Genomic DNA, 16110 nt, shown 5'->3' with positions numbered 1-16110 from the left:
AGGTGGTGCGAGGGGCCGGGAGCGAGGGCGCGGTGGGAGGTGGGGTGAGGGTCGGTAGCGAGGGAGCTGGGGTGGGAGGTGGCTGGAAATGAGGGGTGGGCGGAGGGTGGAGGTCGGTTCAGTCTCGTGGGGTGGTGGCGCCCGTGTCGGGGGCGGCTGGGTCAGGGGTGGGCGGCTGGCTCGGGGGTGATGGCCGAGTCGGGGGCGTCCCGTTGGATGCGGCCCGGCCACCAGAAGCGGTCGCCGAGCACGAACGCCAGGGCCGGCACCAGCACCGTGCGCACCAGTAGTGTGTCGAGCAGCACACCGAGGCACACGATGATCCCGATCTGGGTCAGCAGGATCAGCGGCAGCACGCCCAGGACGGCGAAGACCGCAGCGAGCAGGATGCCCGCGCTGGTGATCACCCCGCCGGTGACCCGCAGGGCGGACAGCATCCCGTCCCGGGTGCCGGTGAGACGGGCGTCCTCCCGGGCCCGGGTGACCAGGAAGATGTTGTAGTCCACGCCGAGGGCGACGAGGAACACGAAGGCCAGCAGGAGCACTCCGCTGTCCAGCGCGGGGAAGCCCAGCACGTGGTCGAAGAGCAGCCAGGCCGCGCCGAGGCTGGCGAAGAAGGACGCGATCACGGTGAGCACCAGCAGCAGCGGGGCGAGCAGGCCGCGCAGCAGCAGCACCAGCACGGCGAGGACGAGCACCAGGATGATCGGCAGGATCAGCCACAGGTCGCGGGTGTTGGCCTCGTCGGAGTCGTACGTCGCGGCGACGGTGCCCCCGACGAGCGCGCCGTCGGGCGGGTCGACGCCCTCGACGGCCGGTGGGGCGGAGTCGGGTACAGCGGCGACGGCGTCGCGCAGCGCCTCGACGGCCCGGTCGGACGCCGGGGTGCCCGGTTCGTCGGTCAGCACCACGTCGACCTGGGCCACGTTGCCGCCGGCCAGGCCGGGCCGGGCGGAGGCGACGCCGGGCACGGCGGCGGCGACCCGGGTGACCGCCGGGGCGGCGGCCGGGTTGGTGAGGACGGCCACCGGCTGGGTGGTGCCGGCGGGGAAGGCGCGGGCCAGGGTCTGGGCTCCGGCGACCGCCTCCGGCTCGACCCGGAACTGTTCGGTCTCGGACAGGCCGGTGCGGATGCCGAGGCCGCCGAGGGCGAGGCCGGCGAGCAGCAGGGTGGCGAGCGCGGCGACGGGCACCGGGCGGCGGACCACGGCCGCGCCGAGCCGGCCCCACAGCTTGCCCTCGCGGGCCGGGCCGCCGACCCTGGGCACGAACGGCCAGAACAGCCCCCGGCCGAAGATGACCAGCACGGCGGGGAGCACGAACAGCGCCGAGAGCATGGCGAACACGACCCCGGTGGCGCAGGCCACGGCGAGCGCCCGGTTGGTCTCCTGCTCGGAGAGCAGCAGGGTGAGCACGCCGAGCACGACGGTGCCGCCGCTGGCCAGGATCGGTTCGGCGGTACGGCGTACGGCGGCGCGCATGGCGGCGAACCGGTCCTCGTGGCGGCGCAGTTCCTCCCGGTAGCGGGCGATGAGCAGCAGGGCGTAGTCGGTGGCGGCGCCGAAGACCAGCACGCTGGCGATGCCGGTGACCGCGCCCTCCTGGAGGTTGATGCCGACGGCCGGGACGATGGTGTCGACGGCCCGCAGGGTGAGCTGTTCGGTGGCGGCGACGACGATCAGCGGCACGATCCACAGGAACGGGCTGCGGTAGGTGATCAGCAGCAGCAGGGCGACCACGCCGGCGGTGACCGCGAGCAGGGTGATGTCGGCGCCTTCGAAGACCTTGGTCAGGTCGGCGGTGAAGGCGGGTGCCCCGGTGACCGCGACGGTGATCCCGTCGGGGAGGCCGCCGACGGCGTCGCGTACCTGGGCCACCTCGTCGGCGACGGCCTGCTGGCCGCCGGCGGTGTCCAGTGGGACGGCGAGCAGCGCGACGGTGCCGTCCGGGGAGACCTGGGGTGGGCTGACCTGACCGCCGACGGCGAGCCGGCCCAGCGCGTCGGAGCGTCCGGTGACGGCGGCCCGGTCGGCGTCGGTCAGGGCCGCGCCGTCGTCCCGGCTGACCACGACGATGGCCGGTTGGACGTCGCGTTGCGGCAGCTGTTCCTGGAGGCGTTCCACCTGGGTCGACTGCCACTGCACGGACAGGCCGGTGGTCGAGACGGGGGCGGGGTTGTCGGGCTTGGGCAGCCCGAAGACGATCGCGCCGACGACGATCGCGGCGACCACGGTGAGCCAGGCGGCGAGCCGGCTGCGGGCGACGCGGGTGAACAGAGACATCGGAGGCCCTCTTGGTCGGTGGGGACGCCGGACGGAGAGATAGCCCGCCCTTCGAGTATCTTGATGGACGAGATTATCGGTAGCTGTTCTATGCTGCAACCGGGCGCATCGACAGGGGGCGACGGCGGGCGTGGCAGCGCACGAGATGTATCGGCGGCGGGACGATCCGCGCGGGCGGATGGTGGCCGACATCACCAACGACCTGCGGCGTTACTCGGTGGACGCGCAGCACATCGGGCACGCCTTCGCCGGCCTGCACGGGCTCAACCCGACCGACCTGCACGCCCTGATCGCCGTGATGGACGCCGAGCTGCTCGGCGACCCGATCACCCCCGGCCGGCTGGGTGAACAGCTGAATCTCTCCTCCGGGTCGGTGACCGCGCTGATCGACCGGCTGGAACGCGCCGGGCACATCCGCCGCGACCGCGACACCGCCGACCGGCGCAAGGTGTTCCTGCACTACGCCGACCGGGGGGCCGCCCTGGCGATGAGCTTCTTCGGCCCGCTCGGGCGGCGTACCGACGAGGTGATGGCCCGGTTCACCGACGACGAGCTGGCGGTCGTGCAGCGGTTCATGACCACCATGGTCGCCTCGATGCAGGAGCACCGCGACGCCATGCGGGCCGCCCGCGCCGAGCCGTCCCGCCGCCCGGTGGACTGACCGTCGTGCTGGACCGCTCGCTCGCCCGACTCGCCGCCGCCGCGCTGCGGCTGCCGGCCGCGCCCACCCACCGGGTCGACGTCACTCGGGGCGTCGTGGTCCGGGCCCGCGACGGGGCGCGGCTGCGCACCGACCACTACGCCCCCCGGCTGCCCGGTGCGCCGACCGTGCTGATCCGCACGCCGTACGGGCGGGGCGGGCCGATGCGGCTGCTCGGTCGGCTGGTCGCCGGTCGCGGTTTCCACCTGGTGATCCAGTCCTGCCGGGGCACCGACGGCTCCGACGGGCTGTTCGACCCGCTGGTGCACGAGCGCGACGACGGGCTCGACACCGTCGACTGGTTGCGTCGGCAACCCTGGTACACCGGCCGGTTCGGCATGTTCGGGGCCAGCTACCAGGGTTTCGTCCAGTGGGCGCTGGCCGCCGACGCGGGGGAGGAGTTGGCCGCGATGGTCGCGGTGGTCACCGCCTCGGCCACCCGCGACTCGACGTACGCGGGGGAATCCTTCGCCCTGGACACCGTGTTGACCTGGGCCGAGCTGCTCCAGGCGCAGACCGTACCGTGGCTGGCCCGGCAGTGGGAGCTCAAGCGCGGGCAGCCCCGGCTGGCCGCCGCCCTGGCCCACCTGCCGCTGGCCGAGGCCGACCGGGTCGCGACCGGGGTGACCGTGCCGTTCTTCCAGGAGTGGCTGCACCACCACACCCCGGACGCCGACTACTGGCGGACCCGGGTCTTCGGCGCGCGGATCGCCGAGGTGCGCGCCCCGGTGACGATGGTCAGCGGCTGGCAGGACATCTTCCTGCCAGCCCAGCTCGCCGACCACGCCGCGCTGCGGGCGGCGGGCGTGCCCACCCGGCTCACCGTCGGCCCGTGGACGCACGGCAGCCCCGGCCTGCTGGCGGAGTCGCTGCGGGAGGGGCTGGGCTGGCTCGACGCCCACCTGCACGGCCGACCCGCGCCGCCGCGCGCCCCGGTGCGGGTGCACGTCGGCGGGGACGGCGGGGGCTGGCGTGACCTCCCCGACTGGCCGCCGCCGGCCACCGTGACCCCGTGGCACCTGCACGCCGGGGGCCGGCTCGCCCCGCAGCCACCGGCCGAATCGGCCCCGGACACCATCCGGTACGACCCCACCGACCCCACCCCGTCGCTGGGCGGTCCGCTGCTGGTCGCCCAGCGGGCCGGCCCGGTCGACAACCGTTCCGTCGAGGCCCGCCCCGACGTGCTGGTCTACACCAGTGCGGTGTTGACCGACCCGGTCGAGGTGGTCGGCCCGGTCCACGCGGAGATCCACGTCCGCAGCGAACTGTCGTACCTGGACGTCTTCGTGCGGCTCTGCGACGTGGACCGGCGCGGCCGGTCCTGGAACGTCGCCGACGGTCTGGTCCGGGTGGCCCCCGGCCGGTTCCCGGTCGACCCGGACGGGGTGACCCGGGTGCCGGTGGCACTGTGGCCGGTGGCGCACCGCTTCGCCGTGGGGCACCGGCTGCGGGTGCAGGTCTCAGGCGGTGCCCATCCCCGCTACGCGCGCAATCCCGGCACCGGCGAACCACTCGGGACGGCCATCACGCTCCGCGCAGGGCTGCGGCAGATCCTGCATGATCCATCGCATCCGTCGCGGCTGGTGCTGCCCACGGTCCCAGTCAACTCCCAGCTTCGACCTATCTGAAGACAATCCCTCTGAACTGGGCTTTTCTGGCAACTGTGGATATCGTCTCTCGCAACGCCCGATGACGTGCACCAGCGGTCGGGTCCGCTCTCCCAGCGGGCACTGCCTACGCGGAGTAGCGACGTTTCCGGCCCTGGCCTGGTGCTGAAGCAGTCGGCGCCCTGGTTCCGACTGCGGAGAGGGGGACGTCATGACGACGGCTCCGGCCAATCTGCTGGCGGTCCGCCGGCTCCTGCTCGACACCATCAAGAGCCTCGACCCGGCGGCGGTGGGGATCGTCGGCGATCCGGCCCACCGGGGCGGCTACCACACCGGCTCGGACCGGGTGGTCGCCAACGACTACTCCGTGGTGGAGTCACCCCGGGACTCCGCCGGCCTCACCCTCTATGCCTCAGGGTTGGACGTGGGCACGTTCAGCGTGCGGTCCGGGGGCGCGACCCACGACCTGCGGACGTTCTCCGAGTGGTGTGTCGCCCAGTGCCGGGCGAACACGGCGGACAGCCGCGACCTGCGGGAGATCATCTATTCGCCCGACGGCAAGGTCGTGCGGCGCTGGGACCGGCTCGGCAAGCGCAGCTCCGGCGACGACTCGCACCTGTGGCACACCCACTTCAGTTTCTTCCGCGACTCGACCAAGGCCGGACGGGACCAGACCTCGCTGTTCCGGCGCTACCTGACCGGCATCGGACTACTGGAAGGACCCGACATGACACCCGAAGAGCACGCCTGGCTGGAGACCGTCCACAAGAACCTGACCGTCCTGGACGGCCGGAACCCGGTGGGTCAGATCTACACCCGGATGGCGATGGGTGAGGACCACACCAACCCCGACTTCGTCGTCCCGCACCCGAGCCTGAAGTCGCTCGGCGCGCAGGTGGCCTCGCTGCAGACCGCACTGACCGCGCTGGCCACCAAGGACTTCACCGACGAGCAAGCCATCATCACCGGCGTCCTGACCGGGCTCACCCCGGAGAAGATCGCCGCCGCCATCCCGCCCACCATCGCCAAGCAGGTCGCCGACGAGTTGGCCAAGCGGCTGGTCGCCTGACCCCCGACCCCGTGGGTACCCCGTCCGCCACGCCTCCTGTGACGGGGTACCCACGGTTGGCGACGGGCGGCCGGGGGTCACTCCCGTGCCCTGGCCCAGGTGAGGAAGCGGTCCGTCAACTCGTCGCGCCGGTCGGGGTGGAGCTGGGTGAGCTGCCGCTCGGCCTCGGTCATCAACGTGGCGAGATAGACGAGCAGGCCGGTCCGGTTGCCCCGGTACTCCACCAGCAGGCCCAGCCGGGCCGGCTGGCAGGGCCACTCCCCGCCGCAGTTGCGGCACCGCCAGAGCGGGCGCATGGCGACGTGGGGGATCACCCGACGGGCCGTCATCGGAGTCGCCACCCGGCGGCGCGGCTCCCCACCGTCGACGCCGGTCACCGGTGGGCCGCGCGCATCCGATGGGACGGCGTCCCGGCGCAGACCGGGTCGTCCGGGCCGGCAGCGACGTCGCGGGTTCTCCACCACCTGATCGGACCGGGCACGGCCTACCTCCTCGGAGACTGGAAGGGCCGCCCCCACGGGGGAGGGGGCGGCCCCGGCGGAGTCGGCCCGAGCCCTCGTCCGGCGTCGAGCAGGTCCGCATACGTGACAGTCTGCTGAGGTTGCCGTTACCGTCGGAAGGCATTCGCGTTGCACCGGAGCGGGCGTGCAGCGCCGACACCCTTCACGTACAGGAGTTGTGCAGATGGAACGTCTGCCCATGCTGGAACTGTTCGCCGGGGAGCTGCGCCGGCTGCGGACGAAGGCGGGACTGTCCCAGGAAGGGCTGGGTGACCTGGTCAACTACTCGGCCTCGCTGGTCGCCGCCGTCGAGCAGTGCCGTCGGCCGCCGCGCAAGGAGTTCGCCGAGCGCTGCGACACCGTGCTGGACACTGACGGCCTGCTGGCCCGGATCCGGGACGCCCAGATCCGGGAGAGCCTGCTGCCCTGGTTCCGCGAGTGGGTCACCATCGAGCAGGAGGCGACCGCACTCTGCTCGTTCCAGCCCTTGGTCGTGCCCGGTCTGTTCCAGACCGAGGATTACGCCCGTGCGTTGCACGAGGGGGCGAGTCAACTCATCGGCGATGAGATGGAGCAGCAGGTCGCGGCGCGACTGGCCCGGCAGGAGATCCTGACCCGAGCTAACCCTCCGCTGTTCGTGGCGGTGCTCGACCACACCGTGTTGGAACGCCCGGTCGGCGGACCGAAGGTGATGCGGGAGCAGCTTCTGCACCTGCGGGACGTCGGCAGCCGGCCGAGGGTGCACCTGCACCTGGTGCCGAAAGAGACTGGGGCCTACCCGGGGCTGAACGGTGCCTTCGTGATCGCCACGCCACCCGAGGGCGACGACATCGCCTACCTCGACAACCAGCTACAGGGGACCCTCATCGAGCGGACGGCGGACGTACAATCGCTGCGACGAAGCTGGGAGTCGGTGCGCGCAGAGGCACTGTCCCACAAGGCCACCGTAAAGCTGATCTCGGAGGCGGCAGATTCATGGACCTGACCGGCGCGATCTGGCACAAGAGCACCCGCAGCAGCGGCAACTCGGGTGACTGCGTGGAGGTGGCCGCCAACCTGCCCGGTGTCGTCGGCGTCCGCGACAGCAAGGATGAGGCGGGCCCGGTGCTCAGCTTCGCGCCGGCCGCCTGGCGGTCGTTCCTGGGCCTCGTCAAGCGGTCCTGACACCACCGCACCCCGCCCGGACGGCCGGTGGCGGCTTTCCCCGACGGGCGGCCCGTGACCGCTTCCTCGCCGGGCGGCCGTGACGGTTCCTCGCCGGGCGGCCCATGATCACTGCTTCCCTCGGCCGGGGGGCCGTGACCGCCCTCCCCGCCCTCGCCCGAACGCGTGATGTCTTCCTGCCGGACGGACGGGACCGTGCCTCCCCGCCCCGACGGCGGAGTTCGCTCGGTCCGGCGGAACGGCGGGCAGGATGCGCCGCAATGGTGCCCAGGTAGCGGTGTCACGGCGGGCGGGATAGCGCTACAACGGCCCCCTTGAGTCGATCATGGTCGTGCCGGGCCGTACCGGTGCCGTCACCGGGTGATGGTGGTCGACAGCGCTCGGTGGCGGCGGCCGAAGCCGCCGCCACCGGCACGGACCTACAGCGGGCGGACGTTCTCCGCCTGCGGGCCCTTCTGCCCCTGGGTCACATCGAACTCGACCTTCTGGGCCTCCTGCAGTTCCCGGTATCCGCTACTGGCGATCGCCGAGTAGTGGACGAAGACGTCGGGGCCGCCGCCGTCCTGCTCGATGAAGCCGAAGCCCTTTTCCGAGTTGAACCACTTGACCGTGCCGGTTGCCATGCATCTCTCCCTGTTTACAACGGGTGATCCCGCCGCTGCGGCGGATGATCGCCCTGTACTGCCCCGACAGTAACCGGCCGATCCGGTTTTTGCCGGCTGAAGTGCCGCAGGAAGTTGCGGGGAAACTCGCGGGTCAGCCCGGAATACCACTCTTCGGGCGGTCCGGTCCGGGACACTCGACCGGTGAACGGACCGAGCACCGCCGCGTTGGCCGAGCTGGAGCGGGAGATCGACGCACCGGGGGACGGGCTGGACCGGCTCCGGCTGGTGCCGACGCCGTTCGTGCCCGAGGTGCGGCTGCACCTCGCCGAGGACGCGATCGTCTGGTGGGCACGAATGGAGGCGGCGGCCGGCCGTGCCCTGCCGCCACCGTTCTGGGCCTCGGCCTGGGCCGGTGGTCAGGCGCTCGCCCGTCACCTGCTCGATCACCCCGACCTGGTCGCCGGTCGCCGGGTGCTCGACCTGGCCGCCGGCTCCGGACTGGTCGCCATCGCCGCCGCGCTCGGCGGTGCCACCCAGGTCGTCGCCAACGACGTGGACCCGTACGCGGTGGCGGCGGTGACCGTCAACGCGCGGGCCAACCGGGTACGGGTGCAGGCCCGTTCCGGTGACCTGCTCGACGACGACGGCACCCAGGCCGAGCTGCTGGTCGCCGGGGACGTCCTCTACGACCGGGAACTGGCCGAGCGGGTGCTGCCCTACCTGCGACGGGCCGCCCAGGGTGGGACGCAGGTGCTGGTCGGTGACCCGGACCGGGGCCACCTGCCGTGGGACGTGCTGGAGGTGGTGGCCAGCTATCCGGTGCCCACCACCGAGCCGTCCGTCGACTCCCCGGTCCGCCGGGTGCAGGTGCTGCGTCCCCGGTGAACCCCGCAGGCCAACCAGGGCACCCCGAGAAAATTCGGGGAGTGATCAGGGTCGCGACCCGATGCGCCGGAGCACCCCCGAGCCGTAGCGTCGGCTCGTGCTCGACGAACTGGCCCGACTCGGTGACCTGCCCACCGCTCTGCTGATGGCGGCGCTCGGGCTGGTGATGCTCGCCGACGCCGTACCGCTGCTCGGTGTGCTCGTCCCCGGCGACGTGGCGATCCTCGCGGCGGTGGGGGTGGGTCGGCCCCTCGCCGGTGTCGCGACCATGGTGGCGGTGGTCGTCGGCTGCCTCGCCGGCTGGTCGCTGAGCTTCCTCGCCGGGCGGATCTACGGGGAGCGGCTGCGGCACAGCCGGGTCGGTGGCTGGATCGGCGAGGGGCGCTGGTCGGCCGCCGAGCAACTGCTGCGCTCCGGTGGCGGGCGGATGGTGCTTGTCGCACCCTTCCTGCCGGTGTTCAACACGCTGCTGCCGCTGGCCGCCGGGGGCCTGCGGATGTCGTACCGCCGGTTCGTCACGTGTGCCGCGCTCGGCGCGGCGGCGTGGGCCGGTCTCTATCTGGCGCTGGGGGTGGCGTCACGGGCCTTGGCCGGGCTGCTGCCCGGCGATCCGCTGCTGGTCACCATGGGGGTGGGCCTGGTGCTGGCCGGTCTGGTGCTGCTGGGCACCCGACGTCGGCTACGGACGGTGACCGCCCTCGGTCAGGCCGGCTGACCGCTGCCGACCCGGTGACCGGCATCCGCCCCGGTGACCGGCGTTCGCCCGGTCACCGGGTGTGAGCCCGCCACCGGGTGCCCCGGGTCACCAGCCGCGCGCCCGCCACTGCGGCAGCGACGCCCGCTCCGCCCCGAGGGTGCTGTCGGCACCGTGCCCCGGATAGAACCAGGTGTCGTCGGGCAGCCGGTCGAACAGCTTGTGCTCGACGTCGTCGATGAGCTGGCCGAACCGCTGCGGGTCCCGGTCGGTGTTGCCGACCCCGCCGGGAAACAGCGAATCCCCGGTGAAAAGGTGCGGGGTGCCGGCCGGGTCGCGGTAGAGCAGCGCGATCGACCCCGGGGTGTGCCCCTTGACGTGGATCACCTCCAACGTCTGCTCGCCCACCGTCACGGTGTCGCCGTCGGTCAGGGCCTGCGCCGCGATCGGCAGCCCCTCGGCGTCGTCGGCGTGCACCAGGGCCTGGGCGCCGGTGGTGGCGACGACCTCCTCCAACGCCACCCAGTGGTCCATGTGCCGGTGGGTGGTGACCACCGAGGTCAGGCCGGCGTCGCCGATCAGGTCGAGCAGCCGTGGTGCCTCGTTCGCGGCGTCGATCAGGACCTGCGCCCCGGTGTCGCGGCAGCGCAGCAGGTAGGCGTTGTTGTCCATCGGGCCGACCGACAGCTTGCTGACGGTGAGTCGGTCCAGTTCCCGGACGGCGGGCGGGCCGCCGTGGGTGACGTCTCCGGTGTAGCTCATGGGCGGTCTATATCCATTCGGGTGGGGTCGGGAGGGGACCGTCCGGGGTGACGGTCAACACGTCGCCGCTGCTGCGGCCGATCAACCAGGCGACCAGTTCGGCGGCGGGGCCGGCGACCTGCGGGGCGTCCTGCGGGTCGCCCACCACCAGCTCCGGCCGGTTACCGTCGGCGGGCCGTAGCACCAGCGCCGGGGCGTCCGGCCGCTCGGCGAGCCCGCCGGCCACCTCGTGCAGCAGGTGCTGGGCGAACGCGGCCGGCCAGTCCGCCGGCCGGTAGCCGGTGCCCAGGTCGACGTGGTGCACCTCCAGCTCGCGCCACCGGCCCCAGAGCACCAGGGCGACCGGCCACGGGCCGCGTCGGGTCTGCACGGTGCCCTGCCACGCGTGCGCCGGCATCGCGGCCACCGCCTCGGTGAACCGGTCGGTGCTGCGACGCAGGTCGGCCAGCAGTTCGGCGGGCGGCCGGTCGGCACCGGCGGCGATGTCGGCGTCCCGCGCGGCGTCGCTGGCGTACATCGGGATGTTCTGCCCGGTTCGGGCGGAGGTGAGCAGGTTGACGAACCCGTCGGCGTTGCGGGCCAGGTGGGTCAGCACGTGGCCCCGGGTCCAGCCGGGCAGCAGGCTGGCAGCCGCGACGGCCGCCGCGTCGAGCCCGGCCGTGGTGTCCAGCAGACGGGCGGCGGCGTCGGTCACCGCACCGGTCAACAGCAGTGGATCCGTGGTCACGCCACGACCCTAACGGTCCGGGGAGCGTTGCGCCGCCGGGGAATTCGCTTTCGGCGCGTCGGTGCGACGCCTACCGTCGGCTACGACGCGGTACCGGGACGACGGACGGGGTGGTGATCATGCCGGTAGCAGGACGCGTGTTCGGCCACGACCAGCCCCGACCCCGGTGAGGATGACATGACCATCGATCTGACCGCTCTCGGCCTGGACGCCGAGCGGGCGGCGTACGCGCGACGGCGGCCGGACCGCCGGCCCGGCCGGGTGGCCCGGGTCGACCGGGGGGTGTGCACCGTGCTCGCCGCGGACGGACCGGTCCGGGCCAGTCTGGGCCCGGCGGTGCTGGCCGCCGCCGCCCGTGACCTGACCGCGTTGCCGTGCGCCGGTGACTGGGTGCTGCTGGCCCGCTGGCCGGACGGCCCGGTGACCGTCGACGCGGTGCTGCCCCGACGGACCGCGCTGATCCGCCGGACCGCCGGCAAGGACGCCAGCGGTCAGGTGCTCGCCGCCAACCTCGACGCCGCGGCGGTGGTCGAGCCGGTGCACCCGGAGCCGGACGCCGCCCGGATCGAACGGCTGCTCGCGCTGGCCCACGAGTCGGGGGCCACCCCGCTGGTGGTGCTCACCAAGGTCGACCTGGCCGCCGACCCGCAGGCGGTGGCCCGGCAACTCGCCGCGGTGGCCCCCGGGGTGCCGGTGCTGCCGGTCAGCGCCGAGCAGGGCACCGGCCTGGCACCGCTGCGTCCGCTGGTCGCCCCGGGGCGCACGCTGGCCCTGCTCGGCCCGTCCGGAGCGGGCAAGTCCAGCCTGGTCAACGCCCTGGTCGGGGCGGACGTCATGCCGACCCAGGCGATCCGACGCGTCGACGGCAAGGGTCGGCACACCACCACCTGGCGGGCGCTGGTCCCGGTGCCCGGTGGCGGGGCGGTGCTGGACACCCCCGGGGTCCGGGCGGTCGGCCTGCTCGACGGGCACGCCGGCCTGGACCGGGCGTTCACCGACATCGCCGAGCTGGCCACCGGCTGCCGGTACGCCGACTGCGGGCACACCGCCGAGCCGGCCTGCGCGGTGCGGGAGGCGCTGGAGAACGGGGAACTGTCGCCCCGGCGCTGGGAGAGCTGGCGTCGGCTCCAGCGAGAGGTGGCCTACGAGGGTGGCCGTCGGCAGAGCCGGCTGGCCGCCGAGCGGCGGGGCGGTTGGCGAGGGGGTCGACGCCGGCCGGCCCGGCCGACCACGCCACCGTTGCCGGGCGGCTTCTGACCGGTGCCCGGCCCGGCCGACAGCGGTCGGGTCGGTCACCGGGTCGGTGTGCCGCCGCGGTGCCGGTCCGAGCTGTGGCGCGGGCCGGGCGGTGGCTGACCTGACCGGTGTGAGCTGGGGGAATGTGGGTGTGCACGAAGTTGTCGTACCCCGGGGCTAAAGTTGCCGGGGCGTTCCTTCGCGCCCGTGAAACTGCTCAACTCACTCCGCAAACCGCTCAGATCACCCTCGTAGCGGACAGATCCGCCTCACATTCTTCTTTCGGGAGCACCCGCACCGTGGCCGACCGTCTGATCATCCGTGGCGCGCGCGAGCACAACCTGCGTGACGTCAGTCTCGACCTGCCCCGGGACGCGCTGATCGTCTTCACCGGGCTGTCCGGCTCCGGCAAGTCGAGCCTGGCCTTCGACACCATCTTCGCCGAGGGGCAGCGCCGCTACGTCGAGTCGTTGTCGTCGTACGCGCGGCAGTTCCTCGGCCAGATGGACAAGCCCGACGTCGACTTCATCGAAGGGCTGAGCCCGGCCGTCTCCATCGACCAGAAGTCCACCTCGCGCAACCCGCGCTCCACCGTCGGCACCATCACCGAGGTCTACGACTACCTGCGGCTGCTCTTCGCCCGCATCGGTGAGCCGCACTGCCCGGTCTGCGGCGAGCGGATCTCCCGGCAGAGCCCCCAGCAGATCGTCGACCGGGTGTTGACGATGGCCGAGGGGACCAGGTTCATGGTGCTCGCCCCGGTGGTCCGGGGTCGCAAGGGCGAGTACGTCGACCTCTTCGCCGAACTCCAGGCCAAGGGCTACGCCCGGGCCCGGGTCGACGGGGTGGTGCACCCGCTGACCGAGCCGCCCAAGCTCAAGAAGCAGGAGAAGCACACCATCGAGGTGGTGATCGACCGGCTCAGCGTCAAGGCGGGCGCCAAGCAGCGGCTGACCGACTCGGTGGAGGCCGCGCTCGGCCTCTCCGACGGCCTGGTGCTGCTCGACTTCGTCGACCTGGCCGAGGACGACCCGGCCCGGGAACGTCGCTACTCCGAGCACCTGGCCTGCCCCAACGACCACCCGTTGGCGATCGAGGACCTGGAACCCCGGGTCTTCTCGTTCAACGCGCCCTACGGGGCCTGCCCGGAGTGCACCGGCCTGGGCACCAAGAAGGAGGTCGACCCGGAGCTGGTCGTCCCCGACCCGGAGCGCACCCTGCGCGAGGGCGCGCTGCAACCCTGGGCGACCGGGCACAACCTGGAATACTTCCTGCGCCTGCTGGAGGCGCTCGGCGAGAGCCAGCACTTCGACGTCGACACCCCGTGGCGGGCGCTGCCGGCGCGGGCGCAAAAGACCATCCTGCACGGCTCCGACGACCAGGTGCACGTCCGCTACCGCAACAAGTTCGGCCGGGAGCGGTCCTACTACACCGGCTTCGAGGGCGTGGTGCAGTGGATCGAGCGGCGGCACACCGACACCGAGAGCGAGTGGTCGCGGGACAAGTACGAGGGCTACATGCGCGACGTGCCCTGCGCGGCCTGCGGCGGCACCCGGCTCAAGCCCGAGGTGCTGGCGGTCACCATCGCCGGCAAGAGCATCGCCGAGGTGTGCAACCTGTCGGTGGGCGAGGCGGCCGAGCTGCTCGCCGGCATCGCGCTGACCGACCGGCAGAAGATGATCGCCGAGCGGGTGCTCAAGGAGATCAACGCCCGGCTGCGGTTCCTGCTCGACGTCGGCCTGGACTACCTCTCGCTGGACCGGGCGGCCGGCACCCTGTCCGGTGGCGAGGCGCAGCGCATCCGGCTCGCCACCCAGATCGGCTCCGGCCTGGTCGGCGTGCTCTACGTGCTCGACGAGCCGTCGATCGGCCTGCACCAGCGGGACAACCACCGGCTGATCGAGACCCTGCTGCGGCTGCGCGGCCTGGGCAACACGCTGATCGTGGTCGAGCACGACGAGGACACCATCCGGGTCGCCGACTGGATCGTCGACATCGGGCCCGGCGCGGGGGAGCACGGCGGCCGGATCGTGCACAGCGGCTCGGTGCCGGAGCTGCTGGACAATCCCGAGTCGGTGACCGGGGCGTACCTGTCGGGCCGGCGGGAGATCCCGACACCGCAGCAGCGTCGACCGCAGACGCCGGAGCGGGAGCTGGTGGTGCACGGGGCGCGCGAGCACAACCTGCGCAACCTGACCGTGCCGTTCCCGCTGGGGCAGCTCATCGCGGTCACCGGGGTCTCCGGCTCGGGCAAGTCGACGCTGGTCAACGACATTCTCTATGCGGTGCTGGCCAACCAGATCAACGGCGCGCGGCTGGTGCCGGGCCGGCACACCCGGGTCTCCGGGCTGGAGCACGTCGACAAGGTGGTCGGCGTCGACCAGTCACCGATCGGCCGTACCCCGCGCTCCAACCCGGCGACCTACACCGGGGTCTGGGACCACGTCCGCAAGCTGTTCGCCGAGACCACCGAGGCCAAGGTCCGGGGGTACGGCCCCGGCCGGTTCTCGTTCAACGTCAAGGGTGGCCGCTGCGAGGCGTGCTCCGGCGACGGCACGATCAAGATCGAGATGAACTTCCTGCCGGACGTCTACGTCCCGTGCGAGGTCTGCAAGGGCGCCCGGTACAACCGGGAGACCCTGGAGGTGCACTACAAGGGCAAGACCGTCTCCGACGTGCTGGAGATGCCGATCGAGGAGGCGGCCGAGTTCTTCTCCGCCATCCCCGCCATCCACCGGCACCTGCGCACGCTCAACGACGTGGGTCTGGGTTACGTCCGGCTGGGTCAGCCCGCGCCGACGCTGTCCGGCGGTGAGGCGCAGCGGGTCAAGCTGGCCTCCGAGTTGCAGAAGCGTTCCACCGGTCGCACGGTCTACGTGCTCGACGAGCCCACCACCGGCCTGCACTTCGAGGACATCCGCAAGCTGCTGATGGTGCTGGAGGGCCTGGTCGACAAGGGCAACACGGTGATCACCATCGAGCACAACCTCGACGTGATCAAGACGGCCGACTGGCTGATCGACATGGGCCCGGAGGGCGGTCACCGGGGCGGCACGGTGCTCGCCACCGGTACCCCGGAGGAGGTCGCCGAGGTCGCCGAGAGCCACACCGGCCAGTTCCTGCGCTCGGTGCTCAAGCTCGACGGCCAGGCCCGGGGGGCGAAGGCGGCGGTGACCCGGGCGTCCCGGGCCAACGGCGCGACGCCGAAGGCGCGTACCCGCAAGGTGCCCGCCGCAGCCCGCTGACCCGGCGGGTCGACGACCGGCCCCGCCCCGGGGTCCGGCGCGGACATTCCCGGGCGGGTGGGGTGAACCGTCGGGCACAGTGGTGCGTGTGCTCCAGTGAGGCCGCGATGGTCGACGACCTGCGGCGGCAGTCGAGAGGAAGGCCGGAGATGAACGACGATCAGGTGCTGACCGGGCCCGGTACGCAGACCCGACGCGCCCTGCTGGCCGGGGCCGGTGCGGTGGGGGCCTCGGTTCTCCTGACCGCCTGCGGCGACGACTCCGGTGACGAACCGGCCACCCCGGCCACCGGTGGGCCGGCCGCGACCTCCGGCGGGTCCGGTGCCGCCGCGATCGCCAAGACCGCCGACATCCCGGTCGGCGGCGGCCAGGTCTACGCCGCGCAGGGCGTGGTGATCACCCAGCCGACGGAGGGGCAGTTCAAGGGTTTCGACCCGATCTGCACCCACCAGGGCTGCCCGGTGTCGAACGTCGACGGCGGGACGATCAACTGCACCTGCCACAACAGCAAGTTCGCCATCACCGACGGCGCGGTCAAGCAGGGGCCGGCGACCCAGCCGCTCGCCGCCAAGGAACTCAAGATCGACGGCGACCAGATCTCGCTGGCCTGACCGACACCGGCCGGCCCGGAGGA

The 16110-nt window shown here is 72.7% G+C and carries 15 protein-coding genes; 10 read left to right on the top strand and 5 right to left on the bottom strand.

Translation table 11 applies throughout. The features are described from left to right. Positions 1–161: 161 nt before the first annotated feature. Positions 162–2282, bottom strand: coding sequence for an efflux RND transporter permease subunit (locus AB0K25_RS04305; protein WP_357536880.1), 2121 nt, complete (start codon positions 2280–2282; stop codon positions 162–164). Positions 2283–2427: 145 nt separating this feature from the next. On the opposite strand from AB0K25_RS04305, the gene AB0K25_RS04300 reads away from it, so the two are divergent. The 3 genes from AB0K25_RS04300 to AB0K25_RS04290 all read left to right on the top strand — a co-directional run bounded on the left by AB0K25_RS04300 (position 2428) and on the right by AB0K25_RS04290 (position 5658). Further along, positions 2428–2943 (top strand): MarR family transcriptional regulator, encoded by a 516-nt coding sequence (locus AB0K25_RS04300; RefSeq protein WP_363818379.1) that lies wholly within the window; start codon positions 2428–2430, stop codon positions 2941–2943. 8 nt (positions 2944–2951) lie between these two features. Further along, positions 2952–4610, top strand: coding sequence for a CocE/NonD family hydrolase (locus tag AB0K25_RS04295; protein ID WP_363818825.1), 1659 nt, complete (start codon positions 2952–2954; stop codon positions 4608–4610). Positions 4611–4800: 190 nt separating this feature from the next. Next, positions 4801–5658 carry a hypothetical protein gene (locus tag AB0K25_RS04290; protein ID WP_219463763.1) on the top strand — a complete coding sequence of 286 codons (858 nt, stop codon included), beginning with the start codon at positions 4801–4803 and terminating at the stop codon, positions 5656–5658. Between the two features lie 77 nt (positions 5659–5735). Here the strand turns inward: AB0K25_RS04290 and AB0K25_RS04285 are convergent, their stop codons facing one another. Next, a complete protein-coding gene (locus AB0K25_RS04285) occupies positions 5736–5987 on the bottom strand; it encodes a flavin reductase (RefSeq protein ID WP_219463760.1) in 252 nt (83 codons plus the stop codon). A gap of 355 nt (positions 5988–6342) precedes the next feature. Here AB0K25_RS04285 and AB0K25_RS04280 point away from each other — a divergent pair, with 355 nt between their 5' ends. Both AB0K25_RS04280 and AB0K25_RS04275 read left to right on the top strand, forming a co-directional pair. Continuing rightward, positions 6343–7143: a helix-turn-helix transcriptional regulator gene (locus AB0K25_RS04280; RefSeq protein WP_363818374.1), complete on the top strand. Its 801-nt coding sequence runs from the start codon at positions 6343–6345 to the stop codon at positions 7141–7143. Next, positions 7134–7322: a DUF397 domain-containing protein gene (locus tag AB0K25_RS04275; protein ID WP_363818371.1), complete on the top strand. Its 189-nt coding sequence runs from the start codon at positions 7134–7136 to the stop codon at positions 7320–7322. Before AB0K25_RS04280 ends, AB0K25_RS04275 begins: the two co-directional genes overlap by 10 nt. A gap of 419 nt (positions 7323–7741) precedes the next feature. Here AB0K25_RS04275 and AB0K25_RS04270 read toward each other — a convergent pair whose 3' ends face one another. Then, positions 7742–7945, bottom strand: coding sequence for a cold-shock protein (locus tag AB0K25_RS04270; RefSeq protein ID WP_091237353.1), 204 nt, complete (start codon positions 7943–7945; stop codon positions 7742–7744). Between the two features lie 228 nt (positions 7946–8173). On the opposite strand from AB0K25_RS04270, the gene AB0K25_RS04265 reads away from it, so the two are divergent. Together AB0K25_RS04265 and AB0K25_RS04260 are read left to right on the top strand one after the other, a co-directional pair. Beyond that, the gene (locus AB0K25_RS04265) at positions 8174–8812 is read left to right on the top strand and encodes a 50S ribosomal protein L11 methyltransferase (protein WP_357536983.1); all 639 of its coding nucleotides are present in this window, start codon (positions 8174–8176) and stop codon (positions 8810–8812) included. 97 nt (positions 8813–8909) lie between these two features. Continuing rightward, on the top strand, positions 8910–9527 hold the full coding sequence (locus AB0K25_RS04260; protein WP_208569215.1) for a VTT domain-containing protein: 618 nt from the start codon (positions 8910–8912) through the stop codon (positions 9525–9527). 87 nt (positions 9528–9614) lie between these two features. On the opposite strand, the gene AB0K25_RS04255 is transcribed toward AB0K25_RS04260, so the two are convergent. Together AB0K25_RS04255 and AB0K25_RS04250 are read right to left on the bottom strand one after the other, a co-directional pair. Beyond that, complete coding sequence (locus AB0K25_RS04255) at positions 9615–10268, bottom strand: MBL fold metallo-hydrolase (protein WP_357536870.1); 654 nt, start codon at positions 10266–10268, stop codon at positions 9615–9617. Positions 10269–10275: 7 nt separating this feature from the next. Beyond that, positions 10276–10995, bottom strand: coding sequence for a maleylpyruvate isomerase family mycothiol-dependent enzyme (locus tag AB0K25_RS04250; RefSeq protein WP_357536868.1), 720 nt, complete (start codon positions 10993–10995; stop codon positions 10276–10278). A 177-nt stretch (positions 10996–11172) separates the two neighbouring features. Between AB0K25_RS04250 and rsgA the strand changes: the two genes are divergently transcribed. From rsgA to AB0K25_RS04235, 3 genes are all read left to right on the top strand, one after another. Continuing rightward, positions 11173–12252: a ribosome small subunit-dependent GTPase A gene (gene rsgA / locus AB0K25_RS04245; protein WP_357536866.1), complete on the top strand. Its 1080-nt coding sequence runs from the start codon at positions 11173–11175 to the stop codon at positions 12250–12252. Positions 12253–12530: 278 nt separating this feature from the next. After that, complete coding sequence (gene uvrA / locus AB0K25_RS04240; RefSeq protein WP_357536864.1) at positions 12531–15476, top strand: excinuclease ABC subunit UvrA; 2946 nt, start codon at positions 12531–12533, stop codon at positions 15474–15476. A 149-nt stretch (positions 15477–15625) separates the two neighbouring features. Then, positions 15626–16087 (top strand): Rieske (2Fe-2S) protein, encoded by a 462-nt coding sequence (locus AB0K25_RS04235; RefSeq protein ID WP_363818364.1) that lies wholly within the window; start codon positions 15626–15628, stop codon positions 16085–16087. The last annotated feature ends 23 nt before the right edge of the window (positions 16088–16110 follow it).

Source organism: Micromonospora sp. NPDC049257 (assembly GCF_040678915.1).
Classification (GTDB): Bacteria; Actinomycetota; Actinomycetes; order Mycobacteriales; family Micromonosporaceae; genus Micromonospora; species Micromonospora antibiotica.
The sequence above is the reverse complement of the archived record's forward strand: the minus strand, read 5'-3'. Positions and strand labels throughout refer to the sequence as shown.